17 protein-coding genes are annotated in these 15,930 nt (G+C 46.8%); 12 read left to right on the top strand and 5 right to left on the bottom strand.

Annotated elements, in window-relative coordinates:
* Window positions 1-375: 375 nt before the first annotated feature.
* The 3 genes from QUB52_RS19085 (at window position 376) to QUB52_RS19095 (ending at window position 2,796) form a co-directional block, all read left to right on the top strand.
* Window positions 376-930: a hypothetical protein gene (locus QUB52_RS19085; RefSeq protein ID WP_332975564.1), complete on the top strand. Its 555-nt coding sequence runs from the start codon at window positions 376-378 to the stop codon at window positions 928-930.
* 153 nt (window positions 931-1,083) lie between these two features.
* Window positions 1,084-1,680: a lipase family protein gene (locus QUB52_RS19090; RefSeq protein WP_332975565.1), complete on the top strand. Its 597-nt coding sequence runs from the start codon at window positions 1,084-1,086 to the stop codon at window positions 1,678-1,680.
* Between the two features lie 186 nt (window positions 1,681-1,866).
* Window positions 1,867-2,796: a calcium-binding protein gene (locus QUB52_RS19095; protein ID WP_332975566.1), complete on the top strand. Its 930-nt coding sequence runs from the start codon at window positions 1,867-1,869 to the stop codon at window positions 2,794-2,796.
* A gap of 226 nt (window positions 2,797-3,022) precedes the next feature.
* Here the strand turns inward: QUB52_RS19095 and QUB52_RS19100 are convergent, their stop codons facing one another.
* Window positions 3,023-3,211: a hypothetical protein gene (locus QUB52_RS19100; RefSeq protein ID WP_332975567.1), complete on the bottom strand. Its 189-nt coding sequence runs from the start codon at window positions 3,209-3,211 to the stop codon at window positions 3,023-3,025.
* A gap of 181 nt (window positions 3,212-3,392) precedes the next feature.
* On the opposite strand from QUB52_RS19100, the gene QUB52_RS19105 reads away from it, so the two are divergent.
* The 3 genes from QUB52_RS19105 (at window position 3,393) to QUB52_RS19115 (ending at window position 7,450) form a co-directional block, all read left to right on the top strand.
* The gene (locus QUB52_RS19105; protein ID WP_265237439.1) at window positions 3,393-5,870 is read left to right on the top strand and encodes an ATP-dependent Clp protease ATP-binding subunit; all 2,478 of its coding nucleotides are present in this window, start codon (window positions 3,393-3,395) and stop codon (window positions 5,868-5,870) included.
* 331 nt (window positions 5,871-6,201) lie between these two features.
* The gene (gene lepB, locus QUB52_RS19110; RefSeq protein WP_265237437.1) at window positions 6,202-6,795 is read left to right on the top strand and encodes a signal peptidase I; all 594 of its coding nucleotides are present in this window, start codon (window positions 6,202-6,204) and stop codon (window positions 6,793-6,795) included.
* A gap of 331 nt (window positions 6,796-7,126) precedes the next feature.
* The gene (locus QUB52_RS19115; RefSeq protein WP_265237435.1) at window positions 7,127-7,450 is read left to right on the top strand and encodes a DUF1825 family protein; all 324 of its coding nucleotides are present in this window, start codon (window positions 7,127-7,129) and stop codon (window positions 7,448-7,450) included.
* Window positions 7,451-7,651: 201 nt separating this feature from the next.
* Here the strand turns inward: QUB52_RS19115 and QUB52_RS19120 are convergent, their stop codons facing one another.
* Complete coding sequence (locus QUB52_RS19120; RefSeq protein WP_265237434.1) at window positions 7,652-9,571, bottom strand: transglycosylase domain-containing protein; 1,920 nt, start codon at window positions 9,569-9,571, stop codon at window positions 7,652-7,654.
* Between the two features lie 206 nt (window positions 9,572-9,777).
* Here QUB52_RS19120 and tyrS point away from each other — a divergent pair, with 206 nt between their 5' ends.
* The 3 genes from tyrS to QUB52_RS19135 are packed head-to-tail and all read left to right on the top strand — an operon-like array spanning window position 9,778 to window position 12,368.
* A complete protein-coding gene (tyrS, locus tag QUB52_RS19125; protein WP_332974629.1) occupies window positions 9,778-10,989 on the top strand; it encodes a tyrosine--tRNA ligase in 1,212 nt (403 codons plus the stop codon).
* Window positions 10,990-11,018: 29 nt separating this feature from the next.
* Window positions 11,019-11,729 (top strand): orotidine-5'-phosphate decarboxylase, encoded by a 711-nt coding sequence (gene pyrF, locus QUB52_RS19130; RefSeq protein ID WP_332967447.1) that lies wholly within the window; start codon window positions 11,019-11,021, stop codon window positions 11,727-11,729.
* Between the two features lie 36 nt (window positions 11,730-11,765).
* A complete protein-coding gene (locus QUB52_RS19135) occupies window positions 11,766-12,368 on the top strand; it encodes a hypothetical protein (RefSeq protein WP_332974627.1) in 603 nt (200 codons plus the stop codon).
* On the opposite strand, the gene QUB52_RS19140 is transcribed toward QUB52_RS19135, so the two are convergent.
* Both QUB52_RS19140 and QUB52_RS19145 read right to left on the bottom strand, forming a co-directional pair.
* Entirely contained in the window at window positions 12,365-12,730 is a 366-nt protein-coding gene (locus QUB52_RS19140) for a hypothetical protein (protein ID WP_332974626.1), read from the bottom strand. The two genes, QUB52_RS19135 and QUB52_RS19140, sit on opposite strands and share 4 nt — an antisense overlap.
* Window positions 12,731-12,865: 135 nt before the next feature.
* The gene (locus QUB52_RS19145) at window positions 12,866-13,552 is read right to left on the bottom strand and encodes a uracil-DNA glycosylase (protein WP_265237428.1); all 687 of its coding nucleotides are present in this window, start codon (window positions 13,550-13,552) and stop codon (window positions 12,866-12,868) included.
* A gap of 191 nt (window positions 13,553-13,743) precedes the next feature.
* Here QUB52_RS19145 and QUB52_RS19150 point away from each other — a divergent pair, with 191 nt between their 5' ends.
* Window positions 13,744-14,415, top strand: coding sequence for a phosphoribosyltransferase (locus tag QUB52_RS19150; protein ID WP_332974625.1), 672 nt, complete (start codon window positions 13,744-13,746; stop codon window positions 14,413-14,415).
* A gap of 72 nt (window positions 14,416-14,487) precedes the next feature.
* A complete protein-coding gene (locus tag QUB52_RS19155; RefSeq protein ID WP_321161629.1) occupies window positions 14,488-14,748 on the top strand; it encodes a hypothetical protein in 261 nt (86 codons plus the stop codon).
* Between the two features lie 85 nt (window positions 14,749-14,833).
* On the opposite strand, the gene QUB52_RS19160 is transcribed toward QUB52_RS19155, so the two are convergent.
* The gene (locus QUB52_RS19160; RefSeq protein WP_332974624.1) at window positions 14,834-15,217 is read right to left on the bottom strand and encodes a VOC family protein; all 384 of its coding nucleotides are present in this window, start codon (window positions 15,215-15,217) and stop codon (window positions 14,834-14,836) included.
* Window positions 15,218-15,367: 150 nt separating this feature from the next.
* On the opposite strand from QUB52_RS19160, the gene QUB52_RS19165 reads away from it, so the two are divergent.
* Window positions 15,368-15,841, top strand: coding sequence for a hypothetical protein (locus QUB52_RS19165; protein WP_332974623.1), 474 nt, complete (start codon window positions 15,368-15,370; stop codon window positions 15,839-15,841).
* Window positions 15,842-15,930 lie beyond the last annotated feature (89 nt).

Genomic DNA, 15,930 nt, shown 5'->3' on the forward strand with positions numbered 1-15,930 from the left:
AAGATATTTGTAGAATCAAATAAGTTATACACTGTCGAAAAATTAAGATTTACCGCAACTTATTGAGCGGATACGCAATTTTACTAGCTTTTTCATTTTAACCCTTTTTTGGCATACTCGCCAAAGTGAGATGCACCCACCCGGTTTCTTCGGTCGGAGTGCGTAATTCCTAGTAAATTTACGGTATCAAATACCGCAAAAAAGCTTTAATTTGTATTTCAAGATGTTGTTTTCGTTAATTGCTGCTACACACGAAAACAAACTGACTGTTATGAGTGAAGCCTTTCAAAGCAGGAATATCTAATGAACATAAAATATGGACTAACCGCTATCCTGGGAACATATTTGATATCCACATTAGGGGGAGCGACCGCTATGGCAGCCACAATAGGAGGCACAATCAAAGTCAACGTCGTCAACGTCAACGATCCCGACTTCGCGGGTCGTGTCTACACCGGTGACTTTTCCTACGACGATACATATCTGACTAAAGTCGGCGAGGAGGTGATGACCATCAACGATCGAATTATACCAGGACTTCTATCTCTGAACTTTAGATTTTTGGACTTTGCTGATGGCTTAACTCCTGTCACCTATACGGCCAGTGATGATTTCAACTTCCCAGATGCTCCTGTTTTGGCTTTTGAGAACGGAATTCCCTCTCAATTTGGTATGCAAGTTATGCCGGCAGATGATGGCGGAGTTTGGGGTGGAAATAACGGATTTATGTTTGTCGATCGCAAGACATTTTTTTTCGTTTTGCGAAATGGAGCTATTAAAGGTGATGCGAGCGTGACCTTAGAAATTAACGAATCTCCTCCTGAACCTACTCCCGTACCGGAGAACGCCTCCCCCCTCGCCTCATTGTTTGCCTTTTTGGGCTTGGGTGCAGCTCACTTGTGGAGAAAGTCGAGAAAAGGAAATAACTAACAAGTAGGTAGGAACAAATAAACTTTGGGATACAACAGATTTAAAGCGATTGTAAACCTTGCGATTACTCCTTTTCACTCGCAATTACATATTTACTGTATTTTCCCACTCATCTACTTAATCTTTACCAACTTAACTTGAGAGGAATGAACGATGACAGTGATAAATACTGCGTTTACGGTAACAGGTGGCGAAACTAACAGACCGCCCAACAATGTCAAAGATCCAAGTGTGCGTTACATAAATATCCGTGCGCCCTTCTCCCTTCCCTCTGCCGATCAATGGAGTGGTGAAAAAGTGTGGCTACTGATTCCTGGTTTCACAGCACCCAGCGATTCTTTTGATACAACTCTGGCGGCAGCCATCAATGATGCTAACCCAAACGATACAGTTTTAGCCCTTGACTGGACTCAAGTGAGCGGTACCCCAACAAACAATGCAACAGCAGGGATCGCTAGAGGAGACCTTTACAGGTCTGGTTCGTGGATTACCCCAGTGGCAACAGCAATCCAAAACAAACTTGTTGAGTGGGGAATGCCAGCCGGAGCACTCAATATTGTCGGTCACAGTCTGGGTGCTCACCTTGCCAGCGAACTTGCCGCCAGTTTCAATACTACCTATGGAAGTCAAGTTGGTTCGGTTACAGCCCTTGACTCAGCATCAAATACTTCAAGATTCCTGAGTCCATACGATACAACTAATGGTTTCGATACTGACCTATCAAATGGATACGTATTAGATAAAAAATGAGGAATTGCAGACCCAATCGAACGCTTAGACTTTGGTGCTACGGCTTCAAGAAGAAGTTTTAATGGCATCAGCAGTGTAGCGGGAAATGAAGCTCAAGCTGGAACTGCCAAGGAATCTTTCCTGTTTGACTTCGGCATTACTGCGAAAGATCAGCATAGCAGTGTCATTACCGCCTACACAAATTTGGTGACAACTGATGAAGATGGTGATTCTCGTTTAGCCACAAATATTCTAGGTCTGGATGACACGCAGGCCAATCATCCATTTCGACCAAACTTCTATAAAGGGGATTCTCCTAACTCTCTTCAAGTGCATGAAGGAGTGATTCCGGTTGATGCTGAAGATAATCCTTTGTTTCTGGTTGCTGCTAAGCTTAATGGCGGACTCAACGATCGCTTCATCTATGGGACTAACGGAGACGACGAATTCAGATTAAGTGCGAATTTTGCGAAATATTACAACAACAACGGGAACCATACTTATAATGTTGGTAACGGCAACGATCTTGTATTTGGTGGCATAGGTAATGACATCATCTTCGGCGGGGCTGGAAATGATACTGCTGATGGCGGAGATGGGAATAATCAGATATATGGTGATGACGGTAATGATATTCTCGGTGCTGGCATAGGTAATGACACCCTCTACGGCGGGGAGGGAATTGACATCATTAATGGCGGAGATGGGACTAATGACATTTATGGCGATCGGGGTAATGATTATCTGACTGGTGGAAACGGCACTAATAGGTTTTTTGGTGGTTCTGGAAACGATGTTCTAGAAGGTGGTACGGGTCTAAACTTACTCAAAGGTACAGACACCAACACGATGTTGAGTGATGAGGTAGATACTTTAATTGGCAACCCTAACGCCAGACAAAACACATTTTATATTGGCGATCGCACAAGAAATTGGTACTCAGCCAATGATGGAAATGATTACGCCTATATTCAGAGGTTTAATCCAGACCGTGACATAATTTTGGGCGGCGTGAACATTGAGGCGCAAAACCTCATCACTCAAACCTTTCTCTGGGCTGGAGGTGAATTGATTGCAAAGATTGACGGTCTCTGGGCTTCGCAATTAGAGTCGCAGTTTCCTACAAGGTTTTTTTAGGCTTGACTTTTCTGCGGTTTTGTAGAGACCGCTGTAAATTTTAAATCCTCAAAGTTGAGGAATGCTACTTGAGAGCTAAGCCAAGCGCGTGACAATTACACCGGACGCACTCTTGACCAAAGAAACCGGGTTTTTCAATTAATTTGATGGCTACAGCGAAGATTTTCTGCAAAAACCTGGTTTTTGACCTCCCCTGCGATCGCGCAATGGATTAACAGTGAAAAGCTCAATCGCGCCCGTAACACATAACTCTCGTGAAGCAACCTCTACACACTTCTCGATGTATGAATTTACGATCGCGCTCGATCGCAAAAAACATTGTGCTAGAATCCATCAATACGTAGTCGTAGGTTGGGCACAGGCCGAGAAGAGCAATCTTCTGGCAGTCTAGGGGAGGTTGTAGGTCAGCCACCATTTGGGTCTTCCCAGTTGAAAGCCACCCTGCAACATGAGCCTGGAATCTGCAACCGCAGCCGAGTGCGGCAGAGCGGTGGGAGTGTCGCGCTAGAATTAGCATCACGAGTTAAAACTCGAACAAAAACGCTCGTTGTGCGAGCGTGACCTCAAAACGGGCATATAGCAGGTGGGAATAAATCATGTTTGAACGCTTCACAGAAAAAGCAATAAAAGTAATCATGCTGGCCCAGGAAGAAGCTCGCCGCCTGGGTCACAACTTCGTAGGGACAGAACAGATCCTCCTGGGTCTGATCGGGGAAGGAACCGGAGTTGCGGCTAAAGTCCTCAAATCAATGGGGGTCAACCTCAAAGATGCTCGGATTGAGGTCGAAAAAATCATCGGGCGCGGTTCGGGCTTCGTAGCAGTCGAAATTCCGTTCACCCCGCGCGCCAAGCGGGTTCTAGAACTGTCCCTCGAAGAAGCTCGCCAACTCGGACACAACTATATCGGCACCGAACACCTGCTGCTCGGCCTGATTCGCGAAGGTGAAGGAGTAGCGGCCAGAGTCCTGGAAAATCTGGGAGTAGACTTGTCGAAAGTCCGCACCCAAGTGATTCGGATGCTGGGAGAAACCGCAGAAGTCGCAGCCACTGGCGGCGGCGCTCGCACCAAAACCCCAACCCTGGACGAATTTGGAGCCAACCTGACTCAAATGGCGGTCGATGGTAAGCTTGACCCCGTAGTCGGTCGGCAAAAAGAAATCGAACGGGTAATTCAAATCCTCGGTCGCCGTACCAAAAATAACCCGGTACTGATCGGCGAACCCGGAGTCGGTAAAACTGCGATCGCCGAAGGCCTGGCCCAGCGCATCGCTAACAACGACATCCCAGACATCCTCGAAGACAAGCGCGTCGTCACCCTCGACATCGGCCTGCTCGTCGCTGGTACGAAATACCGGGGCGAATTTGAAGAGCGCCTGAAAAAAATCATGGACGAAATCCGCACGGCGGGTAACGTGATTTTGGTGATTGACGAAGTGCACACTTTGATCGGTGCTGGGGCGGCGGAAGGCGCGATCGACGCAGCCAACATTCTCAAGCCAGCTTTGGCTAGAGGCGAACTCCAGTGTATCGGTGCTACAACCCTTGATGAGTACCGCAAGCACATCGAGCGCGATGCCGCCCTAGAGCGACGCTTCCAGCCCGTGATGGTCGGCGAACCCACCGTTGATGAGACGATCGAGATTCTGTTCGGTCTGCGGGAACGCTACGAACAGCACCACAAGCTGAAAATCTTGGATACGGCCTTGGAAGCCGCAGCCAAACTCTCTCACCGCTACATCTCCGATCGCTTCCTCCCAGACAAAGCTATTGACTTGGTAGATGAAGCTGGTTCCAGAGTCCGCTTGATCAACTCCCAACTTCCCCCCGCAGCCAAAGAACTTGATAAAGAACTCCGCAAAGTCCTCAAAGATAAAGACGAAGCGGTGCGTTCTCAAGACTTTGACAAAGCAGGCGAATTGCGCGATCGAGAAATGACGATCAAAGCCGAAATTCGCGCGATTTCCCAAGCAAAAAAAACCGACTCGGCGGCCCGTGGCGACACCGATCCATCGCCAGTAGTTACCGAAGAAGATATCGCTCAAATCGTCGCAAGCTGGACGGGCGTACCGGTTAACAAATTAACTGAATCTGAGTCCGAAAAACTGCTGCACATGGAAGATACCTTGCACCAGCGTTTGATCGGCCAAGAAGAAGCAGTGAAAGCCGTTTCCCGTGCCATTCGTCGCGCTCGCGTTGGGTTGAAAAATCCCAATCGCCCGATCGCCAGTTTCATCTTCTCCGGGCCCACCGGTGTCGGTAAAACCGAATTGACCAAAGCCCTAGCCGGCTACTTCTTCGGTTCCGAAGACGCGATGATTCGACTGGATATGTCCGAATACATGGAACGTCACACCGTCTCCAAACTAATCGGTTCCCCTCCAGGCTACGTCGGCTACAACGAAGGCGGACAACTCACAGAAGCAGTCCGCCGCCGTCCTTACACCGTCGTATTGTTCGACGAAATCGAAAAAGCCCACCCCGATGTCTTCAATATGCTCCTGCAAATATTGGAAGACGGCCGCTTAACCGATGCCAAAGGTCGCACCGTAGATTTCAAAAATACGCTGCTGATTATGACTTCCAACATCGGTTCTAAGGTGATTGAAAAAGGTGGCGGTGGCCTCGGCTTCGAGTTCAGCGACAACCAAGCCGATGCTACTTACAACCGCATTCGCTCTTTGGTTAACGAAGAACTCAAGAACTACTTCCGCCCCGAATTCCTCAACCGACTTGACGAAATTATCGTCTTCCGTCAGTTGAACAAGGAAGAAGTCAAGGAAATTGCCGTCATCATGCTCAAAGAAGTGTTCGGCCGCTTGACAGAACAGGGAATCACGATGGAAGTGACCGAGAAATTCAAAGAAAGGCTGGTAGAAGAAGGCTACAACCCCAGCTACGGAGCTCGACCCCTGCGCCGCGCTATCATGCGGTTGTTGGAAGACAGTTTGGCTGAGGAAATCCTTTCTGGCCGCATCAAAGACGGTGACACCGCTGTTGTGGATGTGGATGAAGCCGGTGTTGTGAAGGTGCTGCAAGGTCAAAAGCGGGAATTGCTGCCCCAAGGTGCTGAGTAAGGTTGAGTGGCGTGCGATCGCATCGGGAGTAAAGTTGTGAAATAACTAATCTCGCGATCGCAAATAACTCACAATCCTTACATAAAAAAAGGTAGAGAATTTTAATTCTCTACCTTTTTTATGAGTTAATATTAACAGAATGCACTCAACTTTTCTAAGTATTTTCGTCTCAAAAAAACCTAAGACAGATCAACTCGGTTTCTGTAGGGTAGCATCCCCGTCTCTTCCCTGACGGGTTTCTGAATAGCCAAACAAAGTTTTACGTTTAATTAGAGCGACTTACTTCAATGGCAATTAGATAATTAGTGGCAACTATATAGCGAGGACTTTCATGACATCTGAAAAAAAGAATTTGGGTACAGAAGTAGTAGAAATTCCGGCTGAAACCTGGTGGATGAAAGCCTGGAAGTCGCAGCGAGAAAATATTCAGATAGTAATTATTGCTTTGGGTTTAGCAATAGTGATTCGAGCGTTGGTGGCAGAACCGCGTTTCATACCCTCAGATTCTATGATACCAACTTTGCGCGTGGGCGATCGCGTCGTAGTCGAAAAAATCTCCTACTACCTCGAAACCCCAAAAACTGGCGATATCGTAGTATTCGCCCCGCCGGAACAGTTGCAAGAACAAGGCTTTACCGCCGACCAAGCATTTATCAAACGGGTAATTGGCTTGCCTGGTCAAACCGTTGCTGTTAAAAAAGGTCTAGTCTACCTCAACGACAAACCCATCGTCGAAAAATATATTGCCGAACCTCCTAAATATCAGTGGGGGCCTTATGTCGTCCCGGAAAATCAATACTTCGTGATGGGAGACAACCGCAACAATAGCAACGACTCCAGCAGGTGGGGATTTTTACCTAAGAAAAATATCATCGGCCGTGCTGTAGTCAGGTTTTGGCCACTAGAACGTATTGGGCAAGTTTGAAGTCATTAGTCATTAGTCATTAGTCATTAGTCATTAGTCATTAGTCATTAGTCATTAGTCATTAGTCATTTACAAAGCTCGCGACGGATACAAAGTTCCTGAGCAGGGACGCTCCCACTGTCAAAAAATGCTTTTTGCAAAAATGAGATGCTCCATCTCCCCATCTCCCATTCTCCGCCTCTCCGACTATCCTGTACGGAAATTTCTACTGATTCTTGCGCCTTGAGGGGTAGGGACTTCCTCCGGCAAATGATAAAATACTACCAAAGGCAGCGGGATTGCCGGCCTAGATCAAAATCAATTCAATATTAAAAAATTAGGTAGGAAAGTTATGGGATTTTTTGATTCAGAAATTGTTCAGCAAGAAGCCAAGCTGTTGTTTGAAGACTATCAATCTCTCGTCACACTAGGCGGCAATTACGGCAAATTCGATCGCGAAGGCAAGAAAATGTTCATCGCTCAGATGGAATCCATGATGGACCGCTACCGGATTTTTATGAAGCGCTTTGAGCTGTCTGAGGACTTCATGGCTCAGATGACTGTAGAGCAGTTAAAAACACAGCTCAATCAATTTGGCATCACGCCCCAGCAGATGTTTGAGCAAATGAACTCAACGCTGGAACGGATGAAATCCGAACTGGAAAAACAATCATAGGAAGAAGGAAGAAGGAAGAAGGAAGAAGGAAGAAGGAAGAAGGAAGAAGGAAGAAGGAAGAAGGAAGAAGGAAGAATGCTTATAGACCTAGTTTTTGAGTCATTAGTCAACAGTCAAAATTCAACTAATGACTAATGACCAATGACCAATGACTCATGACTCATGACTCATGACTAATGACTAATGACTAATGACTAATAATTAAGGCCGCTCAAAAGCTGACGCAGGTTTAAAACTTTCTACGGGAACGCCCTCCAAAGCTTGGCTCATAAAATCTCGCCAAACAGGGGCAACAATCCCACCGCCGGTAGCACCGTAGCTCATCGGTGCGTAATTGTCGTTGCCCATCCAGACAGCAACCGACAACTGCGGCACGTAACCGACAAACCAAATATCGCGTTCTGAGGAAGTTGTACCTGTTTTCCCAGCAGCCGGCCGGCCGAGTTGGGCCGCCCTTGCCGTTCCGTTGTTAACTACCCCTTGCAGGGCGCTGTTGACGGATGCTGCGGCCCAGGCGTTGAGAACTGGTTTTGGTTTGGGCGTATTGTCGAGCAAGACGTTGCCGCTGCTGTCGGTGACTTGGACGATAAACGTGGTGTCAGAATGCCAGCCGTTGTTGGCGAAGGTAGCAAAAGCTCCGGCCATTTCTAAAGGTGTCAAGTCAACGGCACCTAATGGCAAAGAAATCACGGGTTCCATCGGACTTCTGATGCCGAGTGTCCGGCAAATTTCAATGACTTTATTCAATCCGACTTCTTGGCCGAGTTTGACGGCGGGAACGTTGAGGGATGATTCCAAGGCTCTGCGGATGCTGACAGCGCCGGAGAATCCGCCGCCGTAGTTTTGAGGGTAGTAGTAGCCGTCGCCGTCGCGGTAGCCGACTGGGGAGTCGTAGACAATTGAGTCGGGGGTGTATTTGCCGCTAGCAAAGGCAGCGTAGTAGACAAAAGGTTTAAAAGAAGATCCGGGCTGGCGGCGTGCTTGAATGGCACGGTTGAATTCACTCTTTTGGTAATCGACTCCGCCAACCATTGCTTTGACGAAGTGGGTGCGGGGATCGACGGCTGCTAGGGCAATTTGTCCTTGGTCGCGATCGTAAAAAAGTCCTTGGTTGTAAAGTCGATTGTGCCACGTTTTGACGGTTTCTTCGGCTATGCGCTGCATTTTAAGGTCGATCGTCGTTTGAACGCGCATTCCTCCCTTGAGTACGGCATCTCGCCCAAAACGCCGTGTCAGTTCCTGGACTACGGCTTGTGTGACGTAAGGAACTTGGGAGCCACCAAAAGAGGTGATTTTGCCAAGCTTAATTTTTTGCGATCGGGCGGTATCCGCTTCCGCCGGCGTAATCCATTTGAGATCCTTCATCCGGGTTAAAACAGTTTCCTGCCGCTCTTTTGCCAATTTGTAATTGACAAAAGGACTGTATTCTTCGGGGGCGGAAATTAAGCCGGCGAGCATGGCTGCTTCCGCAAGGCTCAAACTATCTGCTGACTTGTTGAAATAGCTTCGAGAGGCTGTCTCTACGCCGTACAAGTTGTGCCCTAAGTAGATTTGATTCAGGTACAGTTGCAGAATTTGGTCTTTGTTGAGAATTTGCTCCAAGCGGATAGACATTACCGCTTCAGCTATCTTGCGACTAAATTTTGACTGGGGAGATAGAAACAGGTTCTTGACTAGCTGCATTGTCATAGTCGAGCCGCCTTCAACGGTTCTACCTTTCTCTAGGTTGACTATGAGAGCTCTGGCTATCCCGCCGGGGTTGATGCCTTTGTGGGTGAAGAAGTTGCTATCTTCGATCGCCATTACGGCCCGTTTCAGGTTCGGGGAGATTTTGTCAAGAGGTACGACATCCCGGTTAGCTTCATCGTGGATACTGGCTAGGGGCTTGCCGTTGATGTCGTAAATGTGAGTAGTTTCGGTGGGAGAGTAGGTTTGCAAGATGCGAACATCTGGCAAATTGCGGAAGCTGATCGCTAAGCCAACCAATCCGCCGGCGACTACGGAACTGGCAAGCATTGTCATGCTGAGTATGGTTCCGGCTGTCACTTTGCTGACTGACTGAACAAACTCGAATACAGGGGCTGAGTTTTCCGTATTTTTGCGAACTGCGTTGGTTGACACGTGGATTTCACTTCCTCACTCGATTTGGGGTTTAAGACTTTTAATTTTAGATGGAAACTCTGGAGGCTTTCAGCGAATGAAAGCCGGTCAGCTTTGGGATTATGGTAGCTTGATAGTTGTGTGTTTATGTGTCAATCAGTGAGTTTAACTAATTCCGCTGCACTTTGGCAAAATATTAGAGTTTTATGGTTTCCGATCGCTCCCCTATGATAACTCCTAACCTTTCAGCGCTTTACCGTGGCATCAGCGAGATTTTTCCCGATCGACCTGATTCTAGCAACCCTGACGAAAATCTGGCCCAACTGCTGGCAAAAGTCGATCGTCCGTTGCGAGTCAAACTGGGAATTGATCCCACAGGGACTGACATTCACTTGGGACATAGCATTTGTTTCCGCAAGCTCAGAGCTTTTCAGGATGCCGGTCACACGGCGGTACTGGTCATCGGAGATTTTACCGCAAGAATTGGCGATCCGACAGGAAAATCGGAGACGCGCAGCCAGTTGACAGCCGAACAAGTGGCAGAAAATGCCAAGACTTATTTAAACCAAGTGCGTCCGATTGTAGATTTTGACACACCCGGACGTTTGGAAATTCGCTATAACTCCGAGTGGTTGTCAAAATTGGACTTGGCGAAGATTTTGGAACTGCTAGGCACGATGACAGTGCAGCAGATGCTCGCTAAAGAGGGATTTGACAACAGGATGCAGCAGGAAAATGCGATTTACCTGCACGAGTTTTTGTATCCGCTAATGCAAGGTTACGATTCCGTGGCCTTGGAGACCGATGTGGAGTTGGGCGGAACTGACCAAAAGTTTAATATTGCGGTGGGCAGAGATTTGCAGAGGCATTTTGGGATGAAACCGCAGTTTGGTTTGCTGATGCCGATTTTGATCGGGACTGACGGCGTGCAGAAGATGTCGAAGTCCTTGAATAATTATGTAGCTTTGTCTGAAGATCCGCTGACGATGTATTCTAAGTTGGAGAAAATTGCCGATCGCTCGATCGCCCAGTATTTTGAACTATTGACAAATTTGCCCCTTGATGATTTGCCAGAAAATCCGCGCGAAAAGCAGAAACTTTTAGCTGTGGATGTGGTAAGTCAGTATTGGGGGAAAGCAGCGGGCGATCGGGCGCAACAAGATGCGATCGCGCTAATCAAAGGTGCGGCGGGACAGGCTGATGCTGTGGCGGAGTTTTCTTTGGCAAACGTGCAGTTTCCGGCTAAGTTGTTTTATATTCTGAGTGCTAGCGGGCTTTGTAAGAGCAGCGGTGATGCACGGAAGTTGATGCAGGGCGGTGGGGTGAAGTTGGAGGGCGACAAAGTTTCTGATGTTAATCTTACGTTTGAATCACCTGCTGATTTATGCGGTAAGGTTTTGCAAGTGGGCAAAAATAAGTTTGTGCGATTGGTGTCTTGAATATCTTTTTTAACCGCAGATGAACGCTGATGAACGCTGATAATCGAATTATTGTGGCTTTGGATGTTTCGAGTCAAGAAGAGGCGATCGCACTTCTTGACAAACTCCCGCAAGTATCTTTCTGGAAAGTGGGTTTGGAACTGTTTGTGAGTTCCGGGCCGGGGATTTTGGAAATTTTAAAACAGCGGGAAAAGCGGATTTTTCTCGATTTGAAATTTCACGATATCCCCAATACTGTGGCTGGTGCTTGTCGTGCTGCGGCTAAGTACAACGTGGATTTATTGACTATCCATTCTACTTGTGGTAAAGATGCTCTGAAAGCGGCACAGTTAGCTTTGGTAGAAGGGGCGGTGGCGGTTGATAAACCGACTCCTAAATTGATTGCAATTACGCTGTTAACGAGTTTGAATTCGCGACAGTTAGCTTTTGAGTTGAAAATACCTTTGGAGTTGCCAGAATATGCTTTGCACATGGCATTGTTGGCTAAGGAAAGTGGTTTAGCTGGTGCTGTTTGTTCTCCGCAAGAAGTGGAACAGTTAAGAATGAGTTGCGGGGATGATTTTGTGTTGGTTTGTCCCGGTGTGCGTCCGAAATGGGCCGAGGGGGGCGATCAAAAACGATCGATGACTCCAAAAGCGGCATTTAAAGCAGGTGCAGATTATCTGGTAATTGGGCGGCCGATTACAGCTTCCGACGATCCGGTGGCGGCTTTTGCGCGCATTTGTGAAGAGTTGGGATAACAATTTGAATGTTTGTTAAACCGCAGGTAAACACGGATGAATACAGGTAAACTTCCATCGGCGTACATCTGTGTTTATCTGCTAATATCTGCGGTTGCAAGTCCGACTCTGGCTGTTAATGTTGTCACAAATGCCGATCGCAGTATAAACGCAAGTCGGTATGGTTTGTTAGCCCGATCGCCCTGTCCGGCAGATTTGGAAGCTTTAGTCGATCGGCTGTTGCAAGATTTGCCGAGTTATGCTAACCGTGTAATTGCGCGATCGGGCTTTGCTCCTAACAATTCTAGAGCGATCGATTACGTGCAGCGTCAAATAATTTTAGCAGGTCGCCCGGAGTTTGAACCGCTACCTTTAAATTTTGAAGAAGCACTTCCTGAAAATGCCAGTCAAGTTTTTATTACTACATTAGAACGGCAGTATCGCGAGGGGAAACGAGTTGAAATTCAGCAATATCACTGGCTGTTTTTAGCTAAAACGGAGAAGGGCTGGGAATTAGTAAAAATTGTTTCTCGGTTTGGTACAGTGGCGGATGTTCGTGCGTTGTCGCCGCCAGAAAGTGAGAAAAGCGCAATTGCTAAGGCGATTCGTTTGTGGTTGCGAGATTGTCGTGCACAAGGAGAAAATAAGACGGCGCTTTAACTACTGAATTTTCTAGCCAAGTTCTGTTTGATTTCCAAATATGCTGCTTCTTCGAGTTCTAGTCGTTCTCGAATTAGGCGAATAATCCACGCCTCAACATCTGTTTCTTGATGCAATCCCGCTAAAAAAGCTGCTTTGATCGCAAGTTCAGAGGGAATGGATAAAGAAGTCGGTGGTTTTTGAACAATAATGGGAGTTTCCCATGCTGAGTCATTGTTAGCTTCGATTTCAACTATTAAATCAATTTCTGGTTCAGAGAGTGTTTCTTGGGTTGTGGGATTGATTGAGTTCATATTGGTCATCCGGTAATAAATTGTTGGTTTGAGCCTGATATTGTTGGTGAATACTTCTCTAGTATTCACTGTTTTATATCAAGAATTCTGTCGCGTGGGTGGGGGCGGGTTTATCAGATTATTCGTTTCAGCCTGAGATTGTTGGTGAACCCGCGCCTACAAGTGTTGCGGTTCACCAGCAATGATATCAGGCGTAATTACTGATTAACTTGCCGTTTTAAATTCATCCAATTTAGCTTTGATTACCTGCATATCTTGCCACATAAACCATTTTGGTGTCTCCGGTTCGCGGGAGGGATTTCGCAATAAGTATGATGGGTGAAAAATTGGCATACACAAACGTCCTTCCCATTCTATCCATTGACCTCGGATTTTACTAATTGGCCGCTTGTCGCTTAACAATCCTTTGAGGGCTGTTGCACCGGTTAATAAAATAATTTTGGGGTCTAAAATGCGAATTTGTTCGAGCAAGTATGGTTTGCAAGCTTCGATTTCTTTGGCTGTGGGAGGGCGGTTTTTGGGTGGGCGACATTTGATGACGTTGGCGATGAATACGTCGGTTTCTGCACTCAATTCTACGGATTCTAAAATCTTATCTAACAGTTTGCCCGATCGCCCGACGAAGGGTAATCCGGTTTCATCTTCGTTTTGTCCGGGCGCTTCTCCCACAATCAAAATTGAGGCTTGAGGATTGCCGCGCCCGATGACGGCGTGGGTGCGGGTGTTACCCAATTCGCAGCGGTGACAGCGGTTGCAGTGATCGCCGATTTGTTCCATATTTTGATAAGTGCCGGCGGGAATGGGAATTTTGGCATTTGCTGGGATTGAGTCGTTTTGGAAGGCGGCACTTTGATTGCTGTCAAACAGGCTAAGTTGCAAGTCGCTGGACATATATTTTACAATTAGAGAGATTTTGTTTAGTCTAGAGTTTATAGTTTAGATGGCGCTGGGCGATCTGAGATTTACTGGATGCTTCTATGCGCTGCTGTGGATTCGCTACGGGATAGCTACGCTTTACGCACAATCCCAAATTAACACTCGCAAATCTCCAATTGTTTGGTTGAGCTCGTACAGGCAGGAATATGTTGTCTAACCCGTTTTTTGACGATCGCGCCGATGCAGGCGAAAAACTGGCCGAGGCAGTTGAAGACGAGCTCGGTCAGTTGAATTTAAGCGCACAGGAAGCTATTAAACCGATTGTTTATGCCTTACCACGCGGGGGTTTGCCGGTTGCTGTGCCGATCGCGCGCCGCTTGGGTTGTGCTTTGGATGTGGTTGTCGCCAAGAAAATTACTCGCCCAGATAATTTGGAATTCGCGATCGGGGCTGCAACTGCTGATGGCCAGGTGATCTGGCAAAAGCAAAAGCAGCACAATTTACGCTTGCAAAAATCAGCACTCCAGCAGGCTGAAAATAGCGCTCAATCTCTGTTAGCGGATTTGGCTTCGGGGCGACCAAATGTCAGCGCGGCGGGGGCTTTGGCGATTTTGGTGGACGATGGGATTGCGACGGGGATGACGGTGGCTGTGGCGGCGAAGGCTTTGCTGTCGCAGCAACCGGTGGCTTTGTGGATTTGCGCGCCTGTGGCACCGCTAGATTTGATGGATTTTTTGGCGGAAATAGCCGATAAGTCGATTATTCTGGAGACTCCTCACCCTTTTTACAGTGTCAGTCGCTTTTACGCGCAGTTTCCCCAGGTGGAGACGGCGGAGGCTTTGGCGTGTTTGCTGCAACAAACTGAATGGCGATCGTAGGTTAAGCTGGAAGGCTAAATCCAAAAGCTCGATCACTAACACATGAGACCTTGGGAATATTGGTTGAACACTGTGATTTTGTCTACTCAGCAAAATCCGCCTCGCTTTGTTGAGTTGGTGATGTTGATTTTGGCGATGATTTTGTTGGGGCTGTGGAGTGTAACATGGCAGTGGCAGTATTTAACTCTGTCTTTGAGTTATATAATTGGTTCGTCTTTTTCAATTTTGGTGCGAGAATATATCGGGCCTCGCCCTCAATTTCAGTGGACTCATTTCACTGCTTTGCTATTATTAATTATCAGTTTTTATAGCTTTGCTGAATTGATTAGATAGTTGAGGGGATTTTGAAGGAACCGCGAAGACGCTAAGGACGCGAAGGAAGAGGAGAGAAGATCGAGAGTTCACTAATTATTCGCGATTATCCTATATTGTAATAGGATTGATGCAAAATTATGCGGTTGCCGGCGGGATCGAAGGCATAGATTTCTAAGCCGTGTGAGGCTTTGATAATTTCTCCGGCTGGCGGATAACCTAATGCCCAAATTCGGGCGATCGCAGTTTCGATATCGCTGACTTCTAAACACAAACTCATGCCTGTTTTTGCTCGATTTGCAAATTCCGATTTGTGGGAATCTTTAGGTTTGAATATACCTAGTCGTAAGCCGGGGAGGTGAAATTCGGCATAACTATTGGGAATGTAAGGATTGGGTTCTAGGTCGAGAAATTTGGTGTAAAATTTAACTAAAACTTCTTTATCAAGGTCTGCTAAAGTTACTAGGGCGGCGCTGTATTGGAAACTCATATAATAAATTGGGAATTGGGAATTGGGAACTGGTAATATTATACAACATTCACTGCAATATCAAAACTTCGGAGCTAAAAGGGGAGTGACTGCGTAAGTCTTGGTATAATCAATTGCTCGCCCTGCAATCCCTTTACTATTCAAAGTGAGATGAATCCAAAAGGAAATCAAGAGAACAAGAATCTTAGAAGACTCAGCGTCACTGCAACAACCCCAGATGCTAGATTGATTGAGAATCCAGCATCTAGCTTTCCGCGTGCAGTTGCTATGGCGATAGATGATGCTCAAGATGTTATAAACGAGCTCTATCGGGAAGAGGCAGAGTACGGAGATGGAAGTTGTGCTTTTATGGTGATGAAGGAACAATTTGAAGGTGGAGTGGACAAGCCGCCAATGTCCCTAAAAAAAGGCACTCTCCACGATACAAAGTGCAGTGAATATATTTTAGCATTACAAAAACAACTGCAAATTTTGCCTTCTGAGCCTAATGAGCCTAGAGAAAGGATTGCTAGAGAAATTCAAAAAATGCAAGAGGCGCTACAATGGGTTGAAGACTACCGCAACGGCAACAATCCGGTGATTCCTCGATGGGCAAAGTCTTGGAAAGATCAGTTAGGAAAATAATCAATGGATATTATTAATCTACAGAGCACTTACAAAACACCGTATCAGGGCAGGAACTGGCGGGATACAAAGCATGAGCTTCCTATTAA

This window comes from Microcoleus sp. A6-C6 (assembly GCF_036705955.1).
Taxonomy (GTDB): domain Bacteria; phylum Cyanobacteriota; class Cyanobacteriia; order Cyanobacteriales; family Microcoleaceae; genus Microcoleus.

Coding starts and splice junctions, on each gene's coding strand:
- QUB52_RS19150 (WP_332974625.1), top strand. CDS start 13,744: ATGTTGTCTAACCCGTTTTTTGACGATCGCGCCGATGCAGGCGAAAAA.
- QUB52_RS19085 (WP_332975564.1), top strand. CDS start 376: ATGGCAGCCACAATAGGAGGCACAATCAAAGTCAACGTCGTCAACGTC.
- pyrF (WP_332967447.1), top strand. CDS start 11,019: ATGAACGCTGATAATCGAATTATTGTGGCTTTGGATGTTTCGAGTCAA.
- QUB52_RS19165 (WP_332974623.1), top strand. CDS start 15,368: ATGAATCCAAAAGGAAATCAAGAGAACAAGAATCTTAGAAGACTCAGC.
- QUB52_RS19135 (WP_332974627.1), top strand. CDS start 11,766: ATGAATACAGGTAAACTTCCATCGGCGTACATCTGTGTTTATCTGCTA.
- QUB52_RS19160 (WP_332974624.1), bottom strand. CDS start 15,217: ATGAGTTTCCAATACAGCGCCGCCCTAGTAACTTTAGCAGACCTTGAT.
- QUB52_RS19090 (WP_332975565.1), top strand. CDS start 1,084: ATGACAGTGATAAATACTGCGTTTACGGTAACAGGTGGCGAAACTAAC.
- QUB52_RS19145 (WP_265237428.1), bottom strand. CDS start 13,552: ATGTCCAGCGACTTGCAACTTAGCCTGTTTGACAGCAATCAAAGTGCC.
- QUB52_RS19115 (WP_265237435.1), top strand. CDS start 7,127: ATGGGATTTTTTGATTCAGAAATTGTTCAGCAAGAAGCCAAGCTGTTG.
- QUB52_RS19105 (WP_265237439.1), top strand. CDS start 3,393: ATGTTTGAACGCTTCACAGAAAAAGCAATAAAAGTAATCATGCTGGCC.
- lepB (WP_265237437.1), top strand. CDS start 6,202: ATGACATCTGAAAAAAAGAATTTGGGTACAGAAGTAGTAGAAATTCCG.
- tyrS (WP_332974629.1), top strand. CDS start 9,778: ATGATAACTCCTAACCTTTCAGCGCTTTACCGTGGCATCAGCGAGATT.
- QUB52_RS19100 (WP_332975567.1), bottom strand. CDS start 3,211: ATGGTGGCTGACCTACAACCTCCCCTAGACTGCCAGAAGATTGCTCTT.